This is a genomic window from Thiohalobacter thiocyanaticus (assembly GCF_002356355.1).
Classification (GTDB): domain Bacteria; phylum Pseudomonadota; class Gammaproteobacteria; order Thiohalobacterales; family Thiohalobacteraceae; genus Thiohalobacter; species Thiohalobacter thiocyanaticus_A.
In genome coordinates this window covers 3,063,284-3,089,454 of the sequence record NZ_AP018052.1, presented here as the reverse complement: position 1 = coordinate 3,089,454, position 26,171 = coordinate 3,063,284, and the positions used below count along the sequence as shown (strand labels likewise).

Annotated in this window: 21 protein-coding genes, 1 other RNA gene and 1 riboswitch; of the genes, 15 read left to right on the top strand and 7 right to left on the bottom strand. The window is 64.3% G+C overall.

Translation table 11 applies throughout. The features are described 5' to 3' along the window. Positions 1-273 precede the first annotated feature (273 nt). Positions 274-4,125, top strand: a complete 3,852-nt coding sequence (locus CFK21_RS14275) for a DUF3683 domain-containing protein (protein ID WP_096367281.1) — start codon at positions 274-276, stop codon at positions 4,123-4,125. A 249-nt stretch (positions 4,126-4,374) separates the two neighbouring features. On the opposite strand, the gene rpiA is transcribed toward CFK21_RS14275, so the two are convergent. Beyond that, positions 4,375-5,037 carry a ribose-5-phosphate isomerase RpiA gene (gene rpiA / locus CFK21_RS14270; protein WP_096367280.1) on the bottom strand — a complete coding sequence of 221 codons (663 nt, stop codon included), beginning with the start codon at positions 5,035-5,037 and terminating at the stop codon, positions 4,375-4,377. A gap of 363 nt (positions 5,038-5,400) precedes the next feature. Between rpiA and ilvA the strand changes: the two genes are divergently transcribed. Beyond that, positions 5,401-6,915, top strand: coding sequence for a threonine ammonia-lyase, biosynthetic (gene ilvA, locus CFK21_RS14265; protein WP_096367279.1), 1,515 nt, complete (start codon positions 5,401-5,403; stop codon positions 6,913-6,915). A gap of 185 nt (positions 6,916-7,100) precedes the next feature. On the opposite strand, the gene CFK21_RS14260 is transcribed toward ilvA, so the two are convergent. The 6 genes from CFK21_RS14260 to CFK21_RS14235 all read right to left on the bottom strand — a co-directional run bounded on the left by CFK21_RS14260 (position 7,101) and on the right by CFK21_RS14235 (position 9,801). After that, complete coding sequence (locus CFK21_RS14260; protein WP_096367278.1) at positions 7,101-7,325, bottom strand: hypothetical protein; 225 nt, start codon at positions 7,323-7,325, stop codon at positions 7,101-7,103. 158 nt (positions 7,326-7,483) lie between these two features. Continuing rightward, a complete protein-coding gene (locus tag CFK21_RS14255; RefSeq protein WP_096367277.1) occupies positions 7,484-7,942 on the bottom strand; it encodes an EVE domain-containing protein in 459 nt (152 codons plus the stop codon). 132 nt (positions 7,943-8,074) lie between these two features. Beyond that, positions 8,075-8,695, bottom strand: coding sequence for a 5-formyltetrahydrofolate cyclo-ligase (locus CFK21_RS14250; protein WP_096367276.1), 621 nt, complete (start codon positions 8,693-8,695; stop codon positions 8,075-8,077). Positions 8,696-8,887: 192 nt separating this feature from the next. Next, a non-coding RNA gene (gene ssrS, locus CFK21_RS14245) (6S RNA) lies at positions 8,888-9,073 on the bottom strand. Between the two features lie 201 nt (positions 9,074-9,274). After that, positions 9,275-9,595, bottom strand: a complete 321-nt coding sequence (locus CFK21_RS14240) for a cell division protein ZapA (protein ID WP_096367275.1) — start codon at positions 9,593-9,595, stop codon at positions 9,275-9,277. After that, the gene (locus CFK21_RS14235; protein WP_096367274.1) at positions 9,592-9,801 is read right to left on the bottom strand and encodes a TIGR02449 family protein; all 210 of its coding nucleotides are present in this window, start codon (positions 9,799-9,801) and stop codon (positions 9,592-9,594) included. The genes CFK21_RS14240 and CFK21_RS14235 overlap by 4 nt, the downstream gene beginning before the upstream one ends. 156 nt (positions 9,802-9,957) lie before the next feature. Here CFK21_RS14235 and CFK21_RS14230 point away from each other — a divergent pair, with 156 nt between their 5' ends. The 13 genes from CFK21_RS14230 to CFK21_RS14170 all read left to right on the top strand — a co-directional run bounded on the left by CFK21_RS14230 (position 9,958) and on the right by CFK21_RS14170 (position 26,118). Next, positions 9,958-10,521: a UPF0149 family protein gene (locus CFK21_RS14230; RefSeq protein WP_096367273.1), complete on the top strand. Its 564-nt coding sequence runs from the start codon at positions 9,958-9,960 to the stop codon at positions 10,519-10,521. A 143-nt stretch (positions 10,522-10,664) separates the two neighbouring features. Further along, positions 10,665-11,972 (top strand): Xaa-Pro aminopeptidase, encoded by a 1,308-nt coding sequence (gene pepP / locus CFK21_RS14225; protein WP_096367272.1) that lies wholly within the window; start codon positions 10,665-10,667, stop codon positions 11,970-11,972. Next, positions 11,965-13,197, top strand: a complete 1,233-nt coding sequence (gene ubiH, locus CFK21_RS14220) for a 2-octaprenyl-6-methoxyphenyl hydroxylase (RefSeq protein WP_096367271.1) — start codon at positions 11,965-11,967, stop codon at positions 13,195-13,197. The genes pepP and ubiH overlap by 8 nt, the downstream gene beginning before the upstream one ends. A 101-nt stretch (positions 13,198-13,298) precedes the next feature. After that, on the top strand, positions 13,299-14,522 hold the full coding sequence (locus CFK21_RS14215; RefSeq protein ID WP_096367270.1) for a UbiH/UbiF/VisC/COQ6 family ubiquinone biosynthesis hydroxylase: 1,224 nt from the start codon (positions 13,299-13,301) through the stop codon (positions 14,520-14,522). 159 nt (positions 14,523-14,681) lie between these two features. Continuing rightward, complete coding sequence (locus tag CFK21_RS14210; RefSeq protein WP_096367269.1) at positions 14,682-15,788, top strand: hypothetical protein; 1,107 nt, start codon at positions 14,682-14,684, stop codon at positions 15,786-15,788. A gap of 61 nt (positions 15,789-15,849) precedes the next feature. After that, positions 15,850-15,947, top strand: a riboswitch (glycine riboswitch). A 186-nt stretch (positions 15,948-16,133) separates the two neighbouring features. Beyond that, positions 16,134-17,228 carry a glycine cleavage system aminomethyltransferase GcvT gene (gene gcvT, locus CFK21_RS14205; protein WP_096367268.1) on the top strand — a complete coding sequence of 365 codons (1,095 nt, stop codon included), beginning with the start codon at positions 16,134-16,136 and terminating at the stop codon, positions 17,226-17,228. 192 nt (positions 17,229-17,420) lie between these two features. Then, positions 17,421-17,816 (top strand): glycine cleavage system protein GcvH, encoded by a 396-nt coding sequence (gene gcvH, locus CFK21_RS14200; protein WP_096367267.1) that lies wholly within the window; start codon positions 17,421-17,423, stop codon positions 17,814-17,816. A 119-nt stretch (positions 17,817-17,935) separates the two neighbouring features. Further along, a complete protein-coding gene (gene gcvPA, locus CFK21_RS14195) occupies positions 17,936-19,336 on the top strand; it encodes an aminomethyl-transferring glycine dehydrogenase subunit GcvPA (RefSeq protein ID WP_096367266.1) in 1,401 nt (466 codons plus the stop codon). 280 nt (positions 19,337-19,616) lie between these two features. Further along, positions 19,617-20,114, top strand: a complete 498-nt coding sequence (gene tpx / locus CFK21_RS14190) for a thiol peroxidase (RefSeq protein ID WP_096367265.1) — start codon at positions 19,617-19,619, stop codon at positions 20,112-20,114. Between the two features lie 179 nt (positions 20,115-20,293). After that, on the top strand, positions 20,294-21,742 hold the full coding sequence (gcvPB, locus tag CFK21_RS14185) for an aminomethyl-transferring glycine dehydrogenase subunit GcvPB (RefSeq protein ID WP_096367264.1): 1,449 nt from the start codon (positions 20,294-20,296) through the stop codon (positions 21,740-21,742). 2 nt (positions 21,743-21,744) lie between these two features. Beyond that, positions 21,745-22,110 (top strand): diacylglycerol kinase, encoded by a 366-nt coding sequence (locus CFK21_RS14180; protein ID WP_096367263.1) that lies wholly within the window; start codon positions 21,745-21,747, stop codon positions 22,108-22,110. 308 nt (positions 22,111-22,418) lie between these two features. Further along, the gene (locus CFK21_RS14175; RefSeq protein ID WP_096367262.1) at positions 22,419-23,357 is read left to right on the top strand and encodes a carbohydrate kinase family protein; all 939 of its coding nucleotides are present in this window, start codon (positions 22,419-22,421) and stop codon (positions 23,355-23,357) included. A gap of 298 nt (positions 23,358-23,655) precedes the next feature. Next, complete coding sequence (locus CFK21_RS14170; RefSeq protein ID WP_096367261.1) at positions 23,656-26,118, top strand: putative bifunctional diguanylate cyclase/phosphodiesterase; 2,463 nt, start codon at positions 23,656-23,658, stop codon at positions 26,116-26,118. Positions 26,119-26,171: the final 53 nt, after the last annotated feature.

Sequence of the window (26,171 nt, the reverse complement as noted above, 5' to 3'; positions counted from 1 at the left end):
TAAAACCCTGCATCCCCAGGCCGAAGTTCTGTAGGTCGGGTTAGCCCGAAGGGCGTAACCCGACATCGGAGCCGGATGCCGCCGCCGATGATGTCGGGTTACGCTGCGCTAACCCGACCTACTATGCTGAAATACATGGAGTATTCCGTGCCTTCCGTGTATTCCGTGGCGCATTCAAGGGTTTTAACCACCCCACCTGAAACCCGCCCCGCCTCTTTGCTACAATAAGCGTCCTCTAATCTACGCAATACTCGAGATTTCCCCGGATTACCCATGACCAGTACACCCGCTCGCATCCGCGAGATCCCCTACAACTACACCTCCTTCTCCGACCGCGAAATCGTCATCCGCTTTCTCGGCGTGGAGATGTGGGAGGTGCTGAACGAGTTGCGGGGCGAGCGCCAGACCGGCCGCTCGGCGCGCATGCTGTTCGAGGTGCTGGGCGACATGTGGGTGATCTATCGCAACCCCTATATCCAGGACGATCTGCTGGATAACCGCCGGCGCTGGGGCTCGCTGACCCATGCCCTGCATCACCGCCTGGACCAGATCGAGGCGCGCGCCGACGGCAACGACAAGGCTCTGCGCCTGGCCGGCGCGGCGCGTGAGGCGGTGCGCCGGTTCGAGGCCTGGTTCCCTCGGACCCGCGAGTTGCGCAAGCGCATCCGCCGCCGGCTGGGGCGCATCACCCGCAAGGACAACATCGATTTCGGTGGTCTGGCCCGCGTCTCGCACGCCACCGACGCCACCGACTGGCGTGTGGAGATGCCGTTCGTGGTGGTCAACCCGGACACCGAGGAGGAGGTCGGCCCCATCATCCAGGCCTGCCTGGAGCTGGGCCTGGCCATCATCCCGCGCGGCGGCGGCACCGGCTACACCGGCAGCGCCGTGCCGCTGGTGGACGAGTCCGTCGTGATCAATCTGGAGAAGCTCGAAGCGCTCGGCCCGGTCGAGCAGATGGAACTGGAGGGCGTGGACGGCAAGGTCGCCACCATCCGTACCGGCGCCGGCGTGGTCACCCGCCGCGTGGCCGAGGCGGCCGAGGCGGCCGGCTTCGTGTTCGCGGTCGACCCCACCTCGCAGGACGCCTCCACCATCGGCGGCAATGTCGCCATGAACGCCGGCGGCAAGAAGGCGGTCATGTGGGGCACCACGCTGGACAACCTGGTGTCCTGGCGCATGGTCACGCCGGATGCCAACTGGATGGAGGTCGAGCGGCTCAACCACAACCTGGGCAAGATCCACGATCAGGAGACGGTGAGCTTCCGCATCCGCCGTTTCGGCCCGGACGGCAGAACCGAGATCGCCGAGCCCGAACTGCTGGAGATGCCGGGCCGCAGTCTGCGCAAGGAAGGCCTCGGCAAGGACGTAACCGACAAGTTCCTCGGCGGCCTGCCCGGGGTGCAGAAGGAAGGCTGCGACGGCATCATCACCTCGGCGCGCTTCGTGCTGCACCGGATGCCGGCGCACACCCGCACCCTGTGCCTGGAGTTCTTCGGCAGCGACCTGCATAAGGCGGTGCCCGCCATCGTCGAGACCAAGGACTATCTGGATGCCCATGCGGAGGTGACCCTGTCCGGTCTGGAGCACCTGGACGAGCGCTATGTGAAGGCGGTCAACTACAGCACCAAGGCGCCGCGCCGCGAGCTGCCCAAGATGGTGCTGCTGGTGGATGTCTCCGGCGATGACGAGGACCGGGTGGCCGAGGCCGCCTCGCAGGTGGTGCGCATGGCCAATGCCCGCGGCGCCGAAGGCTTCATCGCCACCAGCCCGGAGGCGCGGCGCCGCTTCTGGCTCGACCGCAGCCGCACCGCCGCCATCGCCGCCCACACCAATGCCTTCAAGATCAACGAGGATGTGGTCATCCCGCTGGAGCGCCTGGCCGAGTACCAGGAGGGCATCGAGCGCATCAACATCGAGTACTCCACACGCAACAAGCTGCGCATGATCGACGCGGTGCTGGAATACCTCGCCGGCGAGCTGGAGGAACTGCGCAACGATCCCGATTTCGAGGACAGCGAGGAGAACCGCCAGATCGAGGCCGACAAGAAGGCCGCCGCCCGCGAGCACCTGCAGACGGTGCGCAGCCGCTGGCTGGCCATCCTGGATCACATGGATGACTCCGCCCAGGAGCAGGATGCGCTGCTGGACGAGCCCGCCCGCGCCGCGCGCCAGTCCACGGATGCGCTGCTGAACCTGCTGCTGCGCCGCGACCTGCGCATCTCCTACCGCAACGAGGTGGCCGCGCCGCTGCGCGAGATCTTCGCCGGCCGCGAATGGGATGCGCTCATGCGCCGGCTGGACGCGATTCACAGCGACATCCGTTCCAGCCGTCTGTTCGTCGCCACCCACATGCATGCCGGCGACGGCAATGTGCACACCAATATCCCGGTCAACTCCAACGACTACCAGATGCTGCGCGAGGCCGACCAGATCGTCGACCGGGTGATGCAGCTGGCGCGCGCCCTCAATGGCGTGATCTCGGGCGAACACGGCATCGGCCTGACCAAGATCCAGTACCTGGAGCCGGAGGCCATCGAGGCCTTCGCGAGCTACAAACAGAAGGTCGACCCCGAGGGCCGCTTCAACACCGGCAAGCTGCTGGCCGGCTCGGGCCTGGCCAACGCCTACACCCCCTCGTTGCGTCTGGTGCAGCAGGAGGCGCTGCTACTGGAGGAAAGCGAGCTGGGCACGCTCAACGATTCCATCAGCAACTGCCTGCGCTGCGGCAAGTGCAAGCCGGTGTGCACCACCCATGTGCCGCGCGCCAACCTGCTGTACTCGCCGCGCAACAAGATCCTGGGTACCGGGCTGATCATCGAGGCCTTCCTGTACGAGGAGCAGACCCGGCGCGGCCTGTCGGTGCAGCACTTCGACGAGATGAACGACGTCGCCGACCACTGCACCATCTGCCACAGGTGCCTCAATCCCTGCCCGGTGGACATCGACTTCGGCGATGTCAGCATCACCATGCGCAGCATCCTGCGTGACCGTGGCCAGAAGCGTTTCAGCCCGGCCACCTTCGCGGCCATGACCTATCTCAACGTCACCGACCCGCGCACCATCAAGCTGATCCGCAAGCTGATGATCGAATGGGGCTACAGGGGGCAGCGCTGGGCCTACCAGCTGGCGAAGCGCCTGCCGCTGATGCAGAAGAAGGCGCCGCCGGCGGCGACCTCCAAGCCGATGACGGTGACCGAGCAGGTGATCAACTTCATCCGCAAGCCGATGCCCGACGATATCCCGCACGAGACCATGCGCGCCCAGCTCGGGCTGGAGGACGACAAGCTGGTGCCCATCCTGCGCGACCCGGGCAAGGTCGACGACGATTCCGATGCGGTGTTCTATTTCCCCGGCTGCGGCTCGGAGCGCCTGTTCAGCCAGATCGGCATGGCCACGCTCGCCATGCTGTATGAGGTCGGCGCCCAGACGGTGCTGCCGCCCGGCTACCTGTGCTGCGGCTACCCGCAGAAGGCCGGCGGCCAGACCGAGAAGGGACGGAAGATCACCACCGACAACCGGGTGCTGTTCCACCGTGTGGCCAACACCCTGAACTATATGGACATCAAGACGGTGGTGGTCTCCTGCGGTACCTGCATGGATCAGCTGATGGAGTATCAGTTCGACCGGATCTTCCCCGGCTGCCGGCTGCTGGATATCCATGAGTACCTGATGGAGAAGGGCATCTCGACGGAAGGCGTGGAGGGCGTGCAGTACCTGTACCACGACCCCTGCCACACCCCGATGAAGAAGCACCAGCCCACCCAGGTGGCGGAGAAGCTACTGGGTCAGTCGGTGCAGCTTTCCGATCGCTGCTGCGGGGAGGCCGGCACCTTCGCCGTGTCGCGTCCGGATATCGCCACCCAGGTGCGCTTCCGCAAGCAGGAGGAGATCGAGAAGGGCATCGAGCAGCTCACCGGCGAGAAACAGGTGCGCAACGGCAACGTCAAGATGCTCACCTCCTGCCCCGCCTGTCAGCAGGGCCTGTCGCGCTACGCCGACGACACCGGCATCGAGACGGACTACATCGTCATGGAACTGGCCAACCGCATGCTGGGCGACGGCTGGCAGAAGCGTTTCATCGACCGGGTGAAGGAAGGCGGGGTGGAGCGGGTGCTGCTGTAGTTCAAGAGCGCCACGGACTACACGGAAAGCACGGAAATTATTATTGGAGAGAGAGCCGAAGCGGCTTCGTCTGGCCTTAAGTCCGTCATCCCCGCGCAGGCGGGGATCCACATACCGCCGTGGTCACTGGATCCCCGCCTGCGCGGGGATGACGGCGGATCTTAACACCAGCCCGAGACGTTGCATTGGCTCTGTCCGTGCTTTCCGTGTTTTCCGTGGCGCTCTTGACCTTGACCTTGATCTTGATCTTCACTTGCCGCCGAGCGTCTGCACCCCTTCCGCCGTACCCAGCAGCAGCACGTCCGCCGGGCGCAGGGCGAAGATGCCGACCGTGACTACCCCGGCGAGGTTGTTGATCTGCGCCTCCAGCTTGGTCGGTTCCATGATCTGCAGGCCGTGCACGTCCAGGATGACGTTGCCGTTGTCGGTGGTGAAGCCGGCGCGCAACTCCGGGCGGCCGCCCAGCTTGGTCAATTCGCGGGCGATATAGCTGCGGGCCATGGGGATGACCTCGACCGGCAGCGGGAAGTTGCCGAGCACGTCGACCAGCTTGGAGCCGTCGGCGATACAGACGAACTTCTTCGCCACCGCGGCGACGATCTTCTCCCGGGTGAGTGCGCCGCCGCCGCCCTTGATCAGGTGCAGGTGTTTGGTGGCCTCGTCGGCGCCGTCGATATAGACCGACACCTCGTCCACGTCGTTCAACTCGTAGACCGGGATACCGTGGCCCTTGAGGCGCTCGGCGCTGGCCACGGAACTGGCCACTGTCCCCTCGATTTTACCCTTGATCTTCGCCAGTTCGTCGATGAACAGGTTGGCGGTCGAGCCGGTGCCGATGCCGATGACCGTGCCGGGCACCACGTATTCGATGGCGGCCTCGGCGACCTTTTGTTTGAGTTCGTCCTGGTTCATGTCCCGCTCCTGATATGGCAATCCCCCAATCTTAACCCGCCATGGGATTGAAAAAAAAGTCAAAATCAAGAGCGCCACGGAATACACGGAAAGCACGGAAGAAGTGACTGATGCATAAGCTTCCCTGAATGATCAACCCGTTCCTCGTCATCCCGGCATACGCCGGGATGACGGAAGAGTCGTAGGTCGGCTTAGCCCGCGGGGCGTAATTTGACGTTCTCCGTGGACCCTGTCGGGTTATGCTGCGGCTGACCCGGTCTGCCAGATTTCTTCGCGTCCGTGCTTTCCGTGTCTTCCGTGGCTATCCCTGTCTTTTATCCACTCCCGTGGCGCACTTGTCGCCTGATCTGCTATCGTAGCGCCATGCCGGAACGCACCCTCAAGCTCATTCTCAACGCCCGCGTCTACGACGTGGCGCGCGAGACGCCGCTCGACCCGGCGCCGCGGCTGTCCCGGCGGCTGGGCAACCGGGTCTGGATGAAACGCGAAGACCTGCAGCCGGTGTTTTCCTTCAAGCTGCGCGGGGCCTACAACCGCATTGCCCATCTCGACGATGACGCCTGCGCCAAGGGCGTGATCGCGGCCTCGGCCGGCAACCATGCCCAGGGCGTGGCGCTGGGGGCGCAGTACCGCGGCATCAAGGCCCTGATCGTAATGCCGCGCACCACGCCCCAGATCAAGGTGGATGCGGTGCGCAGCTTCGGCGCGAGGATCGTGCTGCACGGCGACAGCTATGACGAGGCCTACGCCCACGCCATGGAACTGGTGGAGAAGCAGGGACTGACCTTCGTTCACCCCTTCGATGATCCGCTGGTCATCGCCGGCCAGGGTACGGTGGGCATGGAGATTCTGCGCCAGTTCTCGGGCGATCCGGACGCGGTGTTCGTTCCGGTGGGCGGCGGCGGGCTCATTGCCGGCATTGCCGCCTACATCAAGACCCTGCGTCCGCACATCCGCATCGTCGGGGTGGAACCGGAAGATGCCCCCAGCCTGTACACGGCCATGCAGCGCCAGCGCCGGGTCACGCTCAAGCAGGTCGGCATTTTCGCTGACGGCGCGGCTGTGCGTACTGTCGGCAAGGAGCCCTTCCGCATCGCCCGCAAGCTGGTCGACGAGGTCATCCTGGTCAGCACCGACGAGATCTGCGCGGCCATCAAGGACATCTATGACGACACCCGCTCCATTGTCGAGCCCGCCGGGGCCCTGTCGGTGGCGGGGATGAAGCGTTATGTGGAGACCCATGGCACCACAGATCAGGACCTGGTCACCATCAGCAGCGGGGCCAACATCAATTTCGACCGCCTGCGCCACGTGGCCGAGCGGGCCGAACTGGGCGAGCGTCGCGAGGCGCTGCTGGCCGTGACCATCCCCGAACGCCCGGGCAGCTTCCGCGCCTTCTGCAAGGCCATCGGCCAGCGCAGTATCACCGAGTTCAACTATCGTTATTCGGATGCCGCTGAAGCGCACGTGTTCGCCGGGGTGGAGATGACCGGCGGGGAGGAGGAGCGCCGGGAGTTGGTCGAACGGCTGCAGGCCGAGGGCTATCCGGTGCTGGACATGACCGACAACGAGATGGCCAAGCTGCACATCCGTCACCTGGTCGGCGGTCATGCCGGCGGGCTGGAGGACGAGATCCTGTACCGCTTCGAGTTCCCCGAGCGCCCCGGCGCCCTGCTGAAATTCCTCACCGCCATCGGTCAGCACTGGAATATCAGTCTGTTTCACTACCGCAACCACGGCGCGGCCTACGGCCGGGTGCTGGCCGGCATCCAGGTGCCGGTGAAGGACCGCAAGCGCTTCCGCGAGTACCTGGACAAGGTCGGCTATCCCTACTGGGAGGAGGACGGCAACCCGGCCTATGAGTTGTTCCTGGGGTGAAATTCAAGAGCAAAGAGCGCCACGGAATACACGGAAAGCACGGACACAAATACCGTATAGCCACGAAACCCACGAAATCCACTAAAAATGTAATATCGCATCGCCATGGCGCTACGCGCCTGGCGATGCATAAATAAGATATTTCGTGGATTTGGTGGATTTCGTGGCGTATTCGCTCTGACGGATCAGCAGGACGTCACATCCGCATGCAGGCCCATCCGGTTGAGCTGGTTGATGATGGGCATCGGCATACCGCGCTGCGGTTCGTATTCCACCAGCAGGTCATGCGGCAGCCGGCTGTTGACCTCGACGTCGGTGACGAAGGACAGGCCGCCGATCGTCTCATGCAGTTCCTGCAGCTGTTCCGGAGTCAGTTCCTCATCGATATGGATATAGATGGTATGCATCATAACGGCCTCCTGCGCCTTCAAGGCGCGATCGCCGGCATCGACCGGGATGCCTTTACCTTCCTATAGTAGAGGCCGTGGAGCGGGTCAAGCGATGGTCTCGCCAGCGATCATATGGTTTTTGTCCGTGCTTTCCGTGCAGTCCGTGGCGCTTTTGCTTTTTATTCCAGCCCGAGGATGAAATCCCACTGCCGCTTCGTCACCGGCATGATGGACAACCGGTTGCCCTTACGCACCAGGGGCATGTCCTCCAGTTCCTTGTATTGCTTCAGTTCCGACAGCGGTATGTTGCGCTTGAGCTTGCGCACGTACTGCACGTCCACCATGAACCAGCGGGGATTGTCCGGATCGCTCTTGGGGTCGTGGTATTTGGCCTCGGGATCGAAGGCGGTGTGGTCGGGATAGCCCTCTTTCACGACCTTCATGATGCCGACGATGCCGGGCTCGTCACAGTTGGAGTGATAGAAAAAGACCTGATCGCCCTTTTTCATTTCGTCCCGCATCATGTTGCGCGCCTGATAGTTGCGCACGCCGTCCCAGTGCTCGGTCTTCTTCGGCGCCTGTTTCAGGTGGTCGATGCCGAAGACGTCGGGTTCCGATTTCATCAGCCAGTAGTTCATCTTTATCTCCTGTTTGGGCTGAGGCCTGTATTTGCTCCCGGCGGCTTTAACGCAGAGGCCGCAAAGGCGCAGAGACGCAAAGATATTTATTATTCGATTACTCTGCGCCTCCGCGTCTCTGCGTACTCTGCGTTATTCCCGCCCGCGTTTGGAAGTAGTATTAAAATCGAACAGGGATATCCTGGCCTCCGTTACCACCCCGGCCAGCGGCACGTCCCAGGGCTGGTGGTCGAGTTGCGGCTGGCGCTGGAACTCGTAGGCCAGCCCCAGCAATCTGGGCCGGCGGTAACTGCGGTGGCGGGCGAGGTAGGCGAAGCTGCGGTCGTAGAAGCCGCCGCCCATGCCCAGGCGGTTGCCCTGGTTGTCGAAGGCGACCAGCGGGGCCAGCACCAGATCGAGCCGATGGGGCGAGACGCGGGTGTGGGCCGCGCGCGCCGGCTCCAGGATACCGAAGCGGTTGGGGACCAGTTTGTCCTCGGGCCTGTAGGGCGCGAACCAGAGCCGGTTCTCGCCGCAGGGCAGCAGTACCGGCAGGTAGAGGATCTTGCCCATGGTCCAGGCGCGCTGCATCAACGGGGTGGCGTCGACTTCGCCGTCCACCGCCAGATAGGCGGCAATGTGGCGGCTGGCATAGAACAGCTTGTGCCGGTGCAGGCGGCGGTCCACGGCCTCGGCGAGTTGCTGCCGCTGGCGGGGGCTGAGGGCGCGTCGGGCCTGGCGCATGCGGCGGCGCAGCGATCTGCGGTCGGTCATGTTTTTATGTCAAAGATCAAGAGCGCCATGGAAAACACGGAAAGCACGGACGTGAAAGATCTATGGTAGGTCGGGTTAGCAAAGCGTAATCCGACATGTGCCGCGGAAAGTGTCGGGTTACGCCCTGCGGGCTAACCCGACCTACGAATACATTGTTCACGTCCGTGTTTTCCGTGGCTATAAATAAAGGCGGCACCCTCCGCCCGTACCGTTGCGGCCGTTGACCTTGAACCGTAAGTTCAAGTTGGGAACTTCGCAGCGTACCTTCAGGCTTACCGCGCATGGCGGTCGTGCGCACCGGCCGCTGAAGCCTGTTCCCGAGGTCAAAGATTGTCGGCTCAAGAATTACCTGACCGCTGACCTGTAGCGCAGGGGGTGCCGTGGGGACAGTATAACGCATCCGGGGGCGGGGCTCTCAAGGGGTGATCAAGAGCGCCACGGAATACACGGAAGGCACGGAAATTTCTGTGTTTCATTGCCGGGTCGCTATGCGCCCGGCAAAGAATGAAATGTTTTCGCTTTGGTTTTTGTCCGTGTTTTTCCGTGTATTCCGTGGCGCTTTCTATTATTTCGGAAAAATCACAATTCCAGCTGATTGCCCTTGTTCAGGGCCAGCTCGATCTTTTCCTGCAGGCTGCGGATGCGGGTGCTGATGTTCTGATAGTAGTCCTGCTTGCGGTTCTGCTTCTCGAGCAGTTCATGTGCCAGGTTCAGCGCGGCCATGACGGCGATGCGGTCGGTGCCGATGATCTTGCTGTTGTCGCGGATCTCGCGCATCCTGGCGCTGAGGTATTCAGCCGAGGCGATGAGACCGTCGCGTTCCTCCTCGGGGCAGGAAATGCGGTAGTCCTTGTCCAGGATCTTGACGGTGATCGGCTTGGCATCCGTCCCCTGGCTCACGTGCTCTGCTCCATGGCCTTGAGGCGGCTGATCATGGCCTCGACCCGGCTGCGGGCCATTTCGTTGCGCTCGACCAGCTGGGACCGTTCCGAGGTCAGGCTGTGCTGCTGGGCGCGCAGGGAACGGTTCTCCTCCTTGAGCCGCTCGACCGTGCGGATCAGTTCGTCAATGCGGAATTCCAGGCGCTTAAGTTCCTGTTCCGCCATTTGTTGTACGCTGTCCTTTTCCATGGCGTTCACTATAGATCGGTGGCTTGACAGGGTCAATTGTCCGTGTGTCAGCGGCCTGCATGGCGTTGCTCAGGATTGGGGCCGCAGATATGTCATAATGGCGGCGAATTCTGCCGAATCTTGATTCCCGCCATGACGACGACGACCGACAGCTATCAACGCCTGGAAGCCAGCCTGGCCCGGGCCCGCTCCGAGCTTGACGCCGCCGAGGCCCAGGGCCTGTTCTGCGGCCTGCTGTGCGCGTCCGGACGGGTCAATGAAACACAATGGCTGAGCGAGATCTTCGAGGAGGGCGTCGATACCGACAGCGCCGCGGTCGAGGCCTGCCGCAAGGAGCTCAACAGCCTGGCGGAGTCTCTGAGTACGGCGCTGTACTCGGGCGACATGGAACTGGAACTGATGCTGCCGGATGACGAGGCCCCGCTGGGCGACCGTACCGAGGCGCTGGGCAGCTGGTGCCACGGTTTCCTGTTCGGCCTGGGACTGGGCGGCGTCCGCCAGGATGAGATCCGTTCGCCCGAGGTGCGTGAGCTGTTGCAGGACATGGGTGAGATCGCCCGCCTGAACCTGGACGGGGAAGAGGGCAGCGAGGAGGACGAGGCCGCGCTGACCGAGATCGTGGAGTACCTGCGGGTCGGGGTGCTCTACATCGCCGAGATGCTGCAGCCCCTCCAGGCGCCGCCGCGGCTGCAGTAGGGCCCGTCATTGCGAGGAGCACAGCGACGTGGCAATCTCCAGCTGATTCATTCTTCATTATGGGATTGCCGCGCTGCGTTTATGCCCTTCCGGACATTCGTCCATGACGGGAAAGTTGCGCGCAACCTGCCAGGGAACACGCCATGACCCCGAAGGAATTCGCCCGCCGCCGCCGCCAGCTGATGCGCATGATGGGGCCGGACTCGGTGGCCATACTGCCCACCGCGCCCGAATGCATCCGCAACCGGGACGTGGAGTTTCCGTTCCGGCCCGACAGCGACTTCTATTACCTCACCGGGTTTCACGAACCCGAAGCGGTCATGGTGCTGGCGCCGGGGCGCGATCATGGCGAATTCATCCTGTTCTGTCGCGAGCGCGATCCGGTCAGGGAGACCTGGACCGGACGCCGCGCCGGCCCCGAGGGCGCCTGCAACGATTACGGCGCCGACGATGCCTTCCCCATCGGCGACATCGATGACATCCTGCCCGGCCTGATGGAGGGCCGCGAGCGGGTGTTCTACACCATGGGGCTGCGTGCTGATTTCGATCAGCGCATGCTGGGCTGGCTCAACCGCATCCGCGCCGCCAGCCGCGGCGGTGAGCGCACCCCGGACGAGCTCATCGCCCTGGAGCACCTGGTGCATGACATGCGCCTGTACAAGAGTGCCTCCGAGTTGCGCGCCATGCGCAAAGCGGCCAGGATCGCGGCCGCCGCCCATGTGCGTGCCATGCAGGCCACCCGCCCCGGGCTGATGGAATACGCCGTCGAGGCCGAGTTCGCCCACGCCTTTCGCCGCGAGGGCTGCGAGCACGCCTATTCGCCCATCGTCGGCGGCGGCGCCAACGGCTGCATCCTGCACTACACCGAGAACAATGCCCGGCTCAACGAGGGTGAACTGCTGCTGATCGACGCCGGTGCCGAGCATGATTACTACGCCTCCGACATCACCCGCACCTTCCCGGTGGGCGGCCGTTTCAGCAAGCCCCAGCGCGCGCTCTACGAACTGGTGCTGGACGCCCAGTATGCGGCCATCGAGGAGGTGCGGCCCGGCAACCACTGGAACGATCCCCACGACGCGGCGGTGAAGGTGCTGACGAAAGGGCTGGTGCAGCTCGGCCTGCTCAAGGGCAATGTACGCAAGCTGGTGAAGGACGAGGCCTACAAGCGCTTCTACATGCACCGCACCGGTCACTGGCTGGGCATGGATGTGCACGATGTCGGCGACTACAAGGTCGGCGGCGAATGGCGGGTGCTGGAGAAGGGCATGGTGATGACCGTGGAGCCTGGGCTGTACATTCCCGCCGGCATGAAGGGCGTGGCGAAGAAGTGGTGGGACATCGGCATCCGCATCGAGGACGACGTGGCGGTCACGAAGGACGGCTACGAAATCCTCAGCACCGGCGCCCCCAAGGCGGTGGACGAGATCGAGGCCATTGTCGGCAGTGACTGAGCATTACGACATCCTGATCGTCGGCGGCGGACTGGTCGGGGCCAGCCTGGCCTGCGCTCTGGCGGGTGCCGGACTGCAGCCGCCGCTGCGCATCGGGATGATTGAGGCCGCCCCTTTCGGCAGCCGCAGTCAGGCCAGTTTCGATGACCGCGCCATCGCCCTGGCCGCCGGCTCGCGTCGGATCTTCGAAGGCATGGGATTGTGGGCCGACATCGCCCCGGCCGCCACGCCCATCGAGCGTATTCATGTCTCCGACCGCGGCCGTTTCGGCTTCACCCGTCTGGATCGGCGTGAAGAGGGCGTCCCGGCGCTGGGCTATGTGGCCCTCAGTCGTGAACTGGGGCAGGTGCTGGCTGCGCGCGTGCAGCAGTTCGACTCGCTTGAACTGATCACGCCGGCCGAAGTCAGTGCCATCGACAATGCGGGCACAATGGTGCGCGTACGCCTGCGTCATGAGGATGCCGCGGCCGAGGTCACGGCCGACCTGGTGGTGGCCGCCGATGGTGCCCGCTCGCGGGTGCGGGAGTCGCTGGGTATCGCCGCCACCGAATGGGATTACCGCCAGACCGCGGTCATTACCAATATCCGTACCGCCCGGCCCCATCAGCAGGTGGCCTACGAGCGCTTCACCGACCAGGGCCCGATTGCGCTGCTGCCCATGTCGGAGGGGCGCTGCTCGGTGGTCTGGACCCTGCCGTCGGCGCAGGTCGATGAGATCATGGCGCTCGACGATGCCGGCTTCCTGGCCCGGCTGCAGGCGCGTTTCGGCTATCGGGTGGGGCACTTCGAGCGGGTCGGCCGGCGCGACGCCTATCCGCTGCGTCTGGTGCGGGCGCAGGAATCGATTCGCCCGCGCCTGGCGCTGATCGGCAATGCCGCCCACACCCTGCATCCCATCGCCGGCCAGGGTTTCAATCTGGGTCTGCGCGATGTGGCCGCGCTGGCCGAGGTGATCTGTGATGCCCGCCGGGCGGGACGGGACATCGGCGCGGCGGCAGTGCTGCAACGCTACGCCGACTGGCGCCGGGCCGATCACCGCCGGGTGATCGCCTTCACCGACGGTCTGACCCGGCTGTTCACCCAGCCACTGGCGCCGGTGGCGCTGCTGCGCGATGCCGGCATGCTGGCCATGGATCTGTGTCCGCCGGCCAAGCGGCTGTTCGGTCGCCTGACCATGGGCCGCAGCGGCCGGCTGCCGCGGCTGGCGCGGGGGGTGCAACTGTGAGCCGGGTGATGGGCTGCGCTGCGCTTCACCCATCCCACACAGACCTTGCAGGATGGGTGAAGGCGCTATGCGCCGAAACCCATCAGGTTGGCGGATAAATCATGCCCGGTTCCGTAAATACTCATGACGTGATCATATCGGGCGGCGGCGTGGTCGGCGCCAGCCTGGCCTGCACCCTGGCCGACGCCGGGCTGCGGATTGCATTGATCGATACCCGCGAGCCGGTGACCGACTGGCCGGCCGACAGCATCGACCAGCGGGTCTATGCCGTCACCTGCGCCTCCCAGACCCTGTTCGAACGGCTGGGGGTGTGGGAGGGCATTCGTCAGCGCGGCGTGAGCCCCTATCAGGCAATGGAGGTCTGGGATGCCGCCGGCCCCGGTCGCATCCACTTCGACGCTGCGGAACTGGGTGAGCCCTGGCTGGGCCATATTGTCGAGCAGCGTGTCATCCAGGCCGCCCTGCTTGACGGCCAGCGGGCGCGGCCGGGGTTGGAACGTATCTGCCCGGGCGTGCTGGCCGATTTCCAGCTTGACCCTGCCGGGGTGTCGGTGCGGCTGGAAGATGGCCGCGAACTCACCGCCGCCCTGCTGGTCGGTGCCGACGGCGCCGGTTCCCGGGTGCGGGAGTTGGCCGGTATCGGGATCGAGACGCATGATTATGAGCAGACCGCCGTGGTCGCGGTGGTGGCCACCGATCGCCCGCATGCCGGGACCGCCTGGCAGCGCTTCCTGCCGACCGGGCCGCTGGCCTTCCTGCCGTTGCGCGACGGGCGCTGCTCCATCGTCTGGTCCACCACGCCGGAAGAGGCCGAGCGTCTGCTCGCCCTGCCGGAGGATGAATTCTGCATCGAGTTGGGGCAGGCCTTTGACTACGAACTGGGCGCGATCACGCGCGTGAACGCACGGGGCGGCTTCCCGCTGCGCCGTCTGCATGCCGTGGATTATGTGCAGCAGCGTCTGGCCCTGGTCGGCGATGCCGCCCATGTCATTCATCCGCTGGCCGGGCAGGGCGTGAACCTGGGACTGCTGGATGTGGCCGCGCTGGCCGAGGTGGTGGCGGACACTGCAGCGGCCGGCCGCGATATCGGTGCCCATGCCAACCTGCGCCGCTACGAGCGCTGGCGCCGCGGCGAGAATGCCCTGATGCAGTCGGCCATGGACGGCTTCAAGTGGCTGTTCGCCAGCCCGCTCACCCCGGTGCGCCTGCTGCGCAACCTGGGCCTGGGCACGGTGGATCGCCTGACCCCGGTCAAGTCCCTGCTGGCCCGGCATGCCATGGGTCGAGCCGGCGATCTGCCGCGGCTGGTGCGGCCGGACAGCTGATCGTAGGATGGGTGAAGCGCAGCGCAACCCATCATCCCGGTTGCGATGGGTTGCGCTTTGCTCCACCCATCCTACACATGATGTGTGACCGGTGATCGTGTGCGCATCGTCTACACTTGCCGCATGCGATTGCTCTGGTCCCTGCTGTTGACTGTCCTGATGGCGACATCGGTCGGCGCCGAGCCGCGCCCGCACCCCCGCCTGCAGCAGCTGGGCCCGAACCAGGCGCTGGACCTGGGCCGCTATGAATGCCCCAACGGCGAGGATCGCGACACCAGCAACTGCGCCACCATTACCGACTACAGCGGCCTGGTCTATCACCCGGCCCGACATCAGCTGCTGCTGTTCGGCGGCGGCCATGCCGCCACCTACCGCGACGACGTCGAGGTCCTCGATCTGGCCAGCCTGGAATGGCGCTCGGCCTATGCGCCGACCCCCTGCGAGGAGCGCCGGCTGGACAATGTGGATGTCGAGGCCGGGCGCTGGATCAGCAGCAACCACCCCATCGCCCGCCACAGTTACGACCTGCTGGCCATCGCCGGCGAGGCGGCCGAACTGTTCCTGTTCGCCAAGGTCCAGGGGCGGGGGCGCGGCTGCCACCGGCTCCCGGAGGGGCAGCCCTACGTCATCGCCGAGGGTCGGGTGGCGGCCTACGACCCGGACCGCCGCCGCTGGCGCTATACCCAGGTCCCGTCCCTGGGCTATCCCTTCGCCGCCGAGGCCGACCCGGTCAGCGGCCGGGTGCTGTTGGTGGACCGGCGCAGCCTGCGCAGCTTCGACCCGGCCAGCGGCCGCATGACCACGCACCTGGAATTCAGCCATCCCGACATGCACTGGGCCCGCAGTCTGGTCTATTTCCCGCCGCTGGATCGCTTCTACTATATGGTTCAGGGCGGGCGCGCGAAGGGCAGGCAGGTGCTCGAGGGCGTCTACGAGATCACTCTGAATCGTACCGACTGGTCGGAAAGCCGGATACGCCGGCTGGCGCTCGAATCCCCCGGCGAGACTGCTCACGCCTGGGCCTACGATCCGGTGCATGAACTGATCGGCGGCGGGGTGCGGCAGGGGCATTTCTTTGCCTTCGATCCACGCCGCGGCGAGTGGCATGTTGCTGAAATAGAAACGGATTCAGGGGTCCCTGTGGGCACGGTGAGCGACTACGCCCTGGCCTTCGATCCGGTCAGCGGGGTCTATCTGTGGCGCAGCGACCGGCGCTCGGGACGCCGTACCTGGGCCTATCGCTGGGGAAATACCCTGACTGATTGAGGTTTTAAGGGGGCGGACTTGGATTCTCGCAGGCAGCCGGGTATAGTCAATCCATCAACTGATTACCGCTGCGGGAGAGAGCCCCACCTGATCCACCACGGGGCCGCCGAAGGCGCAACTCGCCCGGAAACGCTCAGGCAGAAGGACCGTCGCGGTACGTTGACTCTGGAGAGCGGTCTGCCCCGACTATCGGACTGGCAGGCCCACCGAAGGGGCGGGGCGTCCGGCAGGCGCCTACACTCTCAGGTTGGAAAGCCCGGCTTTCCGTGGACAGAGGGGCGACGGTTTCCATTAACCCGTCGCGCCTGCATTATCGCCGCGGCCAAGCAGTCGAGAGTCAACACCATGGGCAGACATACCCCGTTGTACGACCTGCACGTCCGCCAGGGCGGCAAGCTGGTCGATTTCGCCGGCTGGGACATGCCGATCAACTACGGCTCCCAGGTCGATGAACACCACCAGGTCCGCAGGGACGTCGGCATGTTCGACGTCTCGCACATGACGGTGGTGGACCTGCACGGCGACAATACCCGCGCCTTCCTGCGCAAGCTGCTCGCCAACAATATCGATCGTCTCCAGGCGCCCGGCAAGGCGCTGTACAGCTGCATGCTCAACGAGCAGGGCGGCGTCATCGACGACCTCATCACCTATTATGTCCGTGAGGACTGTTTCCGCATGGTGGTCAACGCCGCCACGCGGGACAAGGATCTGGACTGGATCCGCCGCCAGGCCGAGCCCTTCGGCGTCGAGGTGCAGGAACGCGACGACCTGGCCATGATCGCCGTCCAGGGGCCGAACGCACGGGAACACGTGCTGAACCTGTTGCCGGCCACCCTGCGTGACGGCGCGGCGGAACTCAAGCCCTTCTTCGCCGCGTTGAACGGCATGCAGGAATCCGGCTGGTTCGTGGCCCGCACCGGCTACACCGGCGAGGACGGCTTCGAGATCGTCCTGCCCGAAGCCGATGCCCCGCGCCTGTGGCAGGCCCTGTTCGACAATGGCGTCAGTCCCATCGGCCTGGGCGCGCGCGACACCCTGCGCCTGGAAGCGGGCATGAATCTCTACGGTTCCGACATGACCGAGGAGACCACGCCGCTGGAGTCCGGCCTGAGTTGGACCCTGGCCTGGGAGCCCGCCGAGCGTGACTTCATCGGCCGCGCGGCGCTCGAGGCCCAACGCGAGGCCGGGGTGGCAAGCAAGCTGGTCGGCCTGGTGCTCGAGGGCAAGGGCGTGATCCGCAATCACCAGAAGGTGATCACCGAGGCCGGCGAGGGCGAGGTGACCAGCGGCAGCTTCTCGCCCACGATCGGCGGCTCGATTGCGCTGGCACGCATCCCGGCCGCGGCCGGTGACAAGGTCGAGATCGAGATCCGCGGCAAGCGCATCCCGGCCCGCGTAGTCAAACCGCCCTTTGTCCGCCACGGCGAAGTCAGGGTCTGACTGAAGATCAGGAGCGCCACGGAATACACGGAAAGCACGGAAAATATGAATGTAACACCGTTAGTATCATCGCCTCGGCGCTACGCGCCCGGCGATGACAAAAAAACATTCAGTGTTTTCCGTGTATTCCGTGGCGCTCTTGATCTACGTGGCGCTCTTTAAATTACACCTCACAACGAAGAGGACAGATAGATGAGCGAAGTACCCGGCGAACTCAAATACACCAAAAGCCATGAATGGGTGCGCATCGAGGCCGACGGCAGCGTCGTGGTCGGCATCACCGATCACGCCCAGGACCAGCTCGGTGACATGGTCTATATCGAGGTGCCCGAGGCGGGAACCAGTTTCGCCGCGGGCGATGCCTGCGCCGTGGTGGAGTCCGTGAAGGCCGCTTCCGACGTCTACGCGCCCATTGCCGGCGAGGTCACCGAGGGCAACGATGCCCTGGCCGACAGCCCGGAACTGGTCAACCAGGATCCCTTCGGGGACGGCTGGCTGATGAAGCTCAACCCGGGCGACAGCAGCGAACTGGACGGACTGATGGATGCCGAAGCCTATCAGGCCTTCCTCGAGTCCGAGGAGCACTGATTCATGCCCAGAGTAGGATGGGTGGAGCGAAGCGCAACCCATCATTGCCTGGCCGCGATGGGTTACGGCGCTGCGCGCCTTCACCCATCCTACATTTGAGAATCTGCAGCTGATTGAATATGCCTTTTATTCCGCACACAGAAGATGACATCCGCGCCATGCTCGAGGCCATCGGGGCCGAGAGCATTGAGGCCCTGTTCGACGAGATCCCGCAGGATCTGCGCATCAAGCACCTGGACGGAGTGCCCGAGACCCTGGGCGAGCCCGAACTGGCCCGGCTGATGCTGGAGCGCGCCGAACAGGACGGCCGGCCGCTGAACTTCATCGGCGCCGGCGCCTACGAGCACCACATCCCGGCGGCGGTGTGGGAGATCACCACCCGTGGCGAGTTCTACAGCGCCTATACGCCCTACCAGGCCGAGGCCAGCCAGGGCACGCTGCAGGTGATCTACGAATACCAGACCATGATGACGCGGCTGATGGCCATGGACGCCTCCAACGCCTCGCTCTACGACGGCGCCTCGGCGCTGGCCGAGGCGGTGCTGATGGCGGTGCGGGCCAATCGCAAGTCGAAGTCGCGCAAGGTACTGATGCCGGTGGCCGTGCATCCGACCTATCGCGCCACCACCCGCACTATTGTCGACAATCAGGACATCGATCTGGTCGAGGTCCCCTACGATCCGGCCGGCGGCCATACCCCGGTCGAGGCACTGAAGCAGTACGAGGGCGAGGACATCACCGCCCTGGTGATCGCCCAGCCCAACTTCTTCGGCATCCTCGAGGACGTGGACGACCTGACCGACTGGGCCCACGCCAACGGCGCACTGGTCATCGCCGTGGCCAATCCCATGGCCGCGGCCCTGCTCACCCCGCCGGGGCGCTGGGGCGAGAAGGGTGCCGACATCGCCTGCGGCGAGGGCCAGCCGCTGGGCGTGCCGCTGTCCTCCGGCGGGCCCTACTACGGTTACATGTGCTGCCGCAAGGAACACGTGCGCCAGATGCCCGGGCGCATCGTCGGCCGCACCGTCGACCGCGACGGCCGCACCGGCTACACCCTGACCCTGCAGGCACGCGAGCAGCATATCCGCCGCTCCAAGGCGACCTCCAACATCTGCACCAATCAGGGCCTGCTGGTGACCGCCTCGACCATCTTCATGGCCATCGTCGGCGGCGCCGGGCTGCAGCGCATTGCCGCGGCCAGCCATGCCAACACCCGTGCGCTGGTGCAGCGGTTCCGCGACAACGCTCATGTCGGACCGGTGTTCAACCGGCCCTATTTCCACGAGTGCGTGCTCAAGGTGGGAGCGCCGCTGGACAGCATCCTACCCGGGCTGGCCGAGGATAACCTGATCGCCGGCTACGCCCTGGCGCAGGACTACCCCGAACTGGAGGACTGCCTGCTGGTCTGCGCCACCGAGACCAAGACCGGGCAGGACCTGGACCGCTACGCGGATGCGTTGAACCGGGTCGTTGGCGAGCGCGCCGATGCCGGGCGTACGTCCAAACCGAAGCTCGCCTGAGCGATTTGAGGCGATACGAGATGATGGCCACGGAAAACACGGAAAGCACGGACAGAAATAATGAACGCGTAGGTCGGGTTAGCCCGCAGGGCGTAACCCGACGAATTCCGCGGACGTTGTCGGGTTGCGCTGCGGTTGACCCTTGTACGGTGTCTTGTTGGGTTACGGCGCTTCGCGCCTAACCCAACCTACATGGAATTGTCCGTGCTTTCGGTGTTTTCCGTGGCTATGAAAACCGGAATCGGGATGTCATCAACACACAGGCACCAGGAGGTGGACCATGGCACAAATCACGCTGGAAGGTAATCCGATCAACACCATCGGCGAACTGCCGGCCGTCGGCAGCCAGCTGCCTGACTTCAAGCTGGTGGACAAGGATCTCAATGACGTGAGTCTGGCCAGCTTCAAGGGCAAGAAGAAGCTGATCAACATCGTGCCCAGCCTGGACACGGGCGTATGCGCCGCCTCCACGCGCAAGTTCGACCAGCTGGCCGGCGGCCGCGATGACGTGGTGGTGCTGACCGTCTCCGCCGACCTGCCCTTTGCCCTGGGTCGCTTCTGCAGCGCCGAGAACATCGACAAGGTGCAGGCCCTGTCGATGATGCGCGACCGCAACTTCGGCAAGGACTACGGCGTGCTGATCACCGACGGCCCGCTGGCGGGCATCAACTCCCGCGCCGTGGTGGTGGCTGACGAGAACGACCGGGTGGTCCACGCCGAGCAGGTGCCCGAGATCACCCAGGAGCCGGATTACGACAAGGCCATCGCGGCGTTGTGAATTTTTAAGATCAAGAGAAGAGCGCCACGGAATACACGGAAATCACGGAAATATCTATGTGACAGCCTTGGGTCATCGCCCGGGCGCTGCGCGCCCGGCGATGACAACAAAACATTCAGTGTTTTCCGTGTATTCCGTGGCGCTCTTGCAAGAACTTTTACCGACGAGACATTTGAATCATGCTGATTTTTGAACATTCCCGATCCGGCCGCGAGGCCCCCGGCCATTCGCCGCGCGAGCTGGCGGATGTCAGCGACATCCCCGCCGGCCTGCGACGCGAGGACGTGCCCGGGCTGCCCGAGGTGTCCGAGCTGCAGGCGGTGCGTCACTACACGCGGCTGTCGCAGAAGAACTTCTCCATCGACACCCAGTTCTATCCGCTGGGTTCCTGCACCATGAAGTACAATCCGCGGGCCTGCAACACCTACGCCATGCTGCCCGGCTTCCTGGGCCGGCATCCGCTGGCGCCGGCCGCGACCGGCCAGGGCTTCATGGCCTGCATGTACGAGTTGCAGGAGATGCTCAAGGATATCACCGGCATGAAGGCGGTCTCGCTGACCCCGGCCGCCGGCGCCCAGGGCGAGTTCACCGGTGTGGCCATGATCCGCGCCTATCACGACGCGCGTGGTGACACTGAACGCAGCGAGATCATCGTCCCGGATGCCGCCCATGGCACCAACCCGGCCACGGCCACCATGTGCGGTTACAAGGTGCGCGAGATCCCCACGCTGAAGGATGGCGATGTGGATCTCGAGGCCCTGAAGGAGGCCGTCGGCCCGCAGACGGCGGGCATCATGCTGACCAACCCGTCCACCCTGGGTGTGTTCGAGCGCAGGATCCAGGAGATCGCCCGCATCGTGCACGAGGCCGGCGGCCTGCTCTACTACGACGGTGCCAACCTCAACGCCATTCTGGGCAAGGTGCGCCCCGGCGTGATGGGTTTCGACGTCATCCACATGAACCTGCACAAGACCTTCTCCACCCCGCACGGCGGCGGCGGCCCGGGCGCCGGCCCGGTGGGCGTGTCCGAGCGCCTGGAGCCGTTCCTGCCGGTGCCGATGGTGGGCCGCGACGGCGACCGCTATCACTGGATCACCGAAAAGGAGAAGCCGCAGAGCATCGGCCGGCTGTCGGCCTTCATGGGCAATGCCGGCGTGCTGCTGCGTGCCTACATCTATGCCCGGCTGCTGGGCCGCGAGGGCATGCACCGCGTCGCCGACTTCGCCACGCTCAATGCCAACTACCTGATGGTGAAGCTGCGCGAGGCCGGCTTCGACCTGGCCTTCCCCGGGCGCCGCGCCACCCACGAGTTCATCGTCACCCTCAAGCGCCAGAAGAAGGAACTGGATGTGACGGCCATGGACTTCGCCAAGCGGCTGCTGGACTACGGCTATCACGCCCCGACCACCTACTTCCCGCTGCTGGTGCCTGAATGCCTGCTCATCGAGCCGACCGAGACCGAGGCGCGCGAGGAACTCGACGGCTTCGTCGAGGCCATGGTGAAGATCCAGGAGGAGGCCGAGACCAACGCCGAAGTGCTCAAGGAGGCCCCGCACACCCAGCCGGTGCGGCGTCTGGATGATGTGCGCGCCGCGCGCGAGCTGGATCTCGCCTGGGTGGAGAACTGAATGTGGGCAAACCGGATGGCAATACCGGTTTCATCCGTCTGATCAACGCCACCCGCTTCTCCTGGCGCGGCTGGAGCGCTGCACTGCGCCACGAGGCGGCCTTCCGCCAGGAAATGGCCGCCACCCTGGTATTCGTCCCCCTGGCGCTGTGGCTGGGCGAGACCGGTGTGGAAAAGGCCCTGATGATCGCCAGCTGGATGCTGGTGCCCATCGTCGAACTGCTCAACTCGGCCATGGAGACGGTCATCGACCGTTTCAGTGACGAGCACCACCCCCTGGCCGGTCGCGCCAAGGACATGGGTTCGGCGGCGGTGCTGACCAGTCTGCTGACGGCCGGCGCGGTCTGGGCGCTGATTTTGTTTTTCTGAGATGGCCACGGAAAACACGGAAAGCACGGACAAAGGCATAACCATTCAACAGGTGGAACCCGGCAGAATACATGGCTTCGGTATTACACCGTCATTCCCGCGTAGGCGGGAATCCATAAACCGCCGCGGCAACTGGATCCCCGCCTACGCGGGGATGACGGTGTCTCTGGTTCTGCAGGCGGCTTGTTGGGTTACGGCGCTGCGCGCCTGACCCAACCTGCTTTGAATTGTCCGTGCTTTCCGTGTATTCCGTGGCTATTACTCTGGTTCTTATCGAATTCATTTAAAGCTGTAACGGAGGTATCCGAATGTCTGCTCTGATCTGTGGTTCCATGGCCTATGACACCATCATGGTGTTCCACGACAAGTTCAAGAACCACATCCTGCCCGACAAGGTCCACATCCTGAACGTGGCCTTCCATGTGCCGGACATGCGCCGCGAGTTCGGCGGCTGCGCCGGCAACATCGCCTACAACCTCAAGCTGCTGGGCGGTGAGGGCAAGCCCATGGGCACGGTGGGCGCGGACTTCGGCCCCTATGCCGAATGGATGGACCAGCACGGCATCGCGCGCGACCACATCAAGCAGATCAACGAGACCTATACCGCGCAGGCCTTCATCACCACCGACATGGACGACAACCAGATCATCGCCTTCCATCCCGGTGCGATGGATCTGGCGCATCAGAACCGGGTCCAGGACGCCAGCGGCGTGACCCTGGGCATGGTCTCGCCCGACGGCCGGGATGGCATGATCGAGCACGCGACCCAGTTCGCCGAGGCCGGCATTCCCTTCATTTTCGACCCGGGCCAGGGGCTGCCCCTGTTCGGCGGCGACGACCTGAAGGATTTCATCGACAAGGCCAGCTATGTCTGCGTCAACGACTATGAGGGCGAACTGATCCAGGAACGCACCGGCTGGTCGCCGCACGAGATCGCCGAGCGGGTCGAGGCCCTGATCATCACCCGCGGCGCCAAGGGCTCGGAGATCTATCTCAAGAACAAGCGCATCGATATCCCGGCCGCCAGGCCGCACGAAATCAATGATCCGACCGGCTGCGGCGATGCCTTCCGCGCCGGCCTGCTCTACGGCCTGATGAATGATATGGATTGGGAGACCACCGGTCGCATCGCCGCCATGATGGGGGCGATCAAGATCGAGAAGCACGGCACCCAGAACCACAGCTTCAGCCGCGCCGAGTTCGAGGAGCGCTACAAGGAAAGCTTCGGCCACGGACTGGCCTGGTAAGTCGTCAAGCAACCAACGTCATCCCCGCCTGCGCGGGGATGACGTTGTTTAACCGTAGCCGCATATCCCGGTGCCCGAGGGACATGCAGTGAAAAGGCCTGACGGTCGAGGCTCGGGCCACAGATCTCCTCACTCCTCACTCCTCACTCTTTCACCGATTCCTCTAAAGTAATAATTGTTTCAATCCGTTAACATCGATATTGATGCCCGCTCCCATCCCCGCTAATATCCATTAAATTAATATGGTTATAATGGCCGGCGGTAATGGCAAGATAACTTCAGGTCTCTGAAAATAAAGATGAATACGCGTCTGGAAGAGGTGCTCCAGCCGTCCTGGCTGGGCTATCTGGCAGAGCCTTTCGCGGGCTGGCGCGGCTGGGTGGTCCCGCTCGGTCTGAGCCTGCTGCTGGTGTTGATCAGCCAGACCAACTTCGTCCTGTTCCATACCCTGGCCGAACTGTTCGCCATCATGGTGGCCATCATCCTGTCGGTGGTGGCGTGGCACACCTACAGTTTTTCCCGCAACCACTACCTGATGTATCTCGGGGTGGGGTATTTCTGGATCGCCATCCTGGACCTGCTGCATACATTGAGCTTTCCGGGTGTGAGTGTGATCCCCGCGCCCGATGCCGGGATGACGATCGAGTTCTGGATCGTAACCCGCTATTTCGAGGCCCTGCTGCTGCTGAGTGGCCCGCTGTTCTTCACCCGCAGGGTCCAGCCCGTACCGCTGCTGCTGCTGTTCGGCCTGATCGCCTGGCTGCTGGCGAGCTGGGTCTTCTCCGGCGTCATTCCCGACGCCTATGTCGAGGGTGAGGGGCTGACCCGGTTCAAGGTGCTCAGCGAATATGTGGTGATTCTGCTGCTGATGGCCTCGGCCGGCCTGTTGACCTGGTACCGCGGCCACATGGACCGGGACATCTATTTCCTGATGATCGGCGCCATCCTGCTCACCGTGGCCGCCGAACTGACCTTCACGCTCTACCACAGCGTCTACAGCACCCCGCTTCTGATCGGACACATTCTCAAGCTGCTGTCATTCTGGCTGATCTACTACGCCGTCATCCGCACCACCCTGACCGCGCCCTACCGGGTGCTGGCACGGGGGTCCAGCACCTATGACGCGATTCCCGACCCGACCCTGCTGGTGGATGCCGACGGCATCATCCGCCAGGTGAACCGGGCGGCGGCCACCCGGGCAGGCCGGGAGCCGGAGGCGGTGGTCGGGCGGCACTGCCATGATCTGTTCCACTCCGCGCAGTATTCCCAGGCCGAGTGCGTCATCTGCCAGCATGTCCACAGCAGCCAGCCGCTGTCCAGCTATGAGCAGTACCTGAGCGAGACGGGCGAATGGCGCGAGTACTCGCTGGCACCGTTCGGTCTCGTCGACGGCTTCAGGGGCATGGTGCATGTCGCCACCGACATCACCGCCCGCAAACGTGCCGAAGAGCAACTGATCCGTCAGGCCAACTATGATCAGCTGACGCACCTGCCCAACCGGGCGCTGGCCATGGACCGGCTGCAGGTCGGGCTGAGCCGGGCGGCGCACAATCACACCCAGGTCGCGGCCATGTTCATCGACCTCGACAATTTCAAGAACATCAATGATTCGCTCGGCCATCGGGTGGGCGACAAGCTGCTGGTGGAGGCAGCGGGGCGTTTCCAGGCGACGCTGGAGGCGGGTGAGACCCTGGCGCGCTGGGGCGGGGATGAGTTCCTGGTCCTGCTGCCCGAACTTCAGGGACTGGAACGCGCAGAAGCCGTTGCCGAACAGATCCTGCAGGCGATGTCCCGGCCCGTACAGATCGAACAGCGTGAACTGATTGTCTCCGCCAGTATCGGCATTGCGGTCTACCCGGATGACGGCCAGGACCCGGACGTGCTGCTCAGCGACGCCGATACCGCCATGTACCGGGCCAAGGCGGCCGGCAGAAACACCTATCGCTTCTTCACCCCGGAGATGAATCGCGACGCTGCCCTGCGCCTGGAACTGGAAACCGAGCTGCGCCACGCCGTCGAAAGAGGTGAGCTGTACATGGTTTATCAGCCCCAGGTTGACCTCGAGACCCGTCAGGTGATCGGCTGCGAGGCGCTGATGCGTTGGAGCAGCCGCCGTTTCGGCGAGGTGCCGCCGGACCGTTTCATCCCGCTGGCCGAGGAAAGCGGTCTCATCAATCCCATCGGTGAATGGATGCTCAACCGGGTGTTCGCGGACATCTCGGCCCTGAACCGGACCCTGGGGCGGCATCTGGCCGTCTCCATCAACATCTCCTCGCGCCAGCTCCGGGAGCCGAGCTTCCTGGAACGCTTCCGCCATTACCTGGACGAGTATGCGCTGGCACCGGACGGTCTGCTCATCGAGATCACCGAAAGCCTGCTGGTCGAGGACGACGAGGCCACCATGGGCTGTCTGGATGCCCTGGTGCGTATGGGCATGCGTCTGTCCATGGATGACTTCGGCACCGGTTATTCCTCGTTGAGCTACCTCAAGCGCTTCCCCTTCAGCGAAATCAAGATCGACCGCGATTTCGTCCGTGACATCTCCACCGACCCCGGCGATGCAGCCCTGTGTCTGGCCATTATCGCCATGGCGAAGGGGCTGGGCATCCAGGTGGTGGGCGAGGGCGTGGAAACCGAAGCCCAGGCTGACTTCCTGAGCGAACACGAAGCCGATATCGGCCAGGGTTACCTGTTCAGCCGGCCGCTGCGCCTGGAGGATCTGTGCGGGTATCTTGGTGTGGGAGTAAGGAGTGAGGAGTGAGAAGAATGCAGGTCGGGTCAGCCTGAAAGGCGTAACCCGACAGCTGCCGCGGG

Bases quoted from the DNA above. Each gene is read 5' to 3' on its own strand.
- CFK21_RS14275 (WP_096367281.1), top strand. From the start codon at position 274: ATGACCAGTACACCCGCTCGCATCCGCGAGATCCCCTACAACTACACC.
- rpiA (WP_096367280.1), bottom strand. From the start codon at position 5,037: ATGAACCAGGACGAACTCAAACAAAAGGTCGCCGAGGCCGCCATCGAA.
- ilvA (WP_096367279.1), top strand. From the start codon at position 5,401: ATGCCGGAACGCACCCTCAAGCTCATTCTCAACGCCCGCGTCTACGAC.
- CFK21_RS14260 (WP_096367278.1), bottom strand. From the start codon at position 7,325: ATGATGCATACCATCTATATCCATATCGATGAGGAACTGACTCCGGAA.
- CFK21_RS14255 (WP_096367277.1), bottom strand. From the start codon at position 7,942: ATGAACTACTGGCTGATGAAATCGGAACCCGACGTCTTCGGCATCGAC.
- CFK21_RS14250 (WP_096367276.1), bottom strand. From the start codon at position 8,695: ATGACCGACCGCAGATCGCTGCGCCGCCGCATGCGCCAGGCCCGACGC.
- CFK21_RS14235 (WP_096367274.1), bottom strand. From the start codon at position 9,801: ATGGCGGAACAGGAACTTAAGCGCCTGGAATTCCGCATTGACGAACTG.
- CFK21_RS14230 (WP_096367273.1), top strand. From the start codon at position 9,958: ATGACGACGACGACCGACAGCTATCAACGCCTGGAAGCCAGCCTGGCC.
- pepP (WP_096367272.1), top strand. From the start codon at position 10,665: ATGACCCCGAAGGAATTCGCCCGCCGCCGCCGCCAGCTGATGCGCATG.
- CFK21_RS14215 (WP_096367270.1), top strand. From the start codon at position 13,299: ATGCCCGGTTCCGTAAATACTCATGACGTGATCATATCGGGCGGCGGC.
- CFK21_RS14210 (WP_096367269.1), top strand. From the start codon at position 14,682: ATGGCGACATCGGTCGGCGCCGAGCCGCGCCCGCACCCCCGCCTGCAG.
- gcvT (WP_096367268.1), top strand. From the start codon at position 16,134: ATGGGCAGACATACCCCGTTGTACGACCTGCACGTCCGCCAGGGCGGC.
- gcvH (WP_096367267.1), top strand. From the start codon at position 17,421: ATGAGCGAAGTACCCGGCGAACTCAAATACACCAAAAGCCATGAATGG.
- gcvPA (WP_096367266.1), top strand. From the start codon at position 17,936: ATGCCTTTTATTCCGCACACAGAAGATGACATCCGCGCCATGCTCGAG.
- tpx (WP_096367265.1), top strand. From the start codon at position 19,617: ATGGCACAAATCACGCTGGAAGGTAATCCGATCAACACCATCGGCGAA.
- gcvPB (WP_096367264.1), top strand. From the start codon at position 20,294: ATGCTGATTTTTGAACATTCCCGATCCGGCCGCGAGGCCCCCGGCCAT.
- CFK21_RS14175 (WP_096367262.1), top strand. From the start codon at position 22,419: ATGTCTGCTCTGATCTGTGGTTCCATGGCCTATGACACCATCATGGTG.
- CFK21_RS14170 (WP_096367261.1), top strand. From the start codon at position 23,656: ATGAATACGCGTCTGGAAGAGGTGCTCCAGCCGTCCTGGCTGGGCTAT.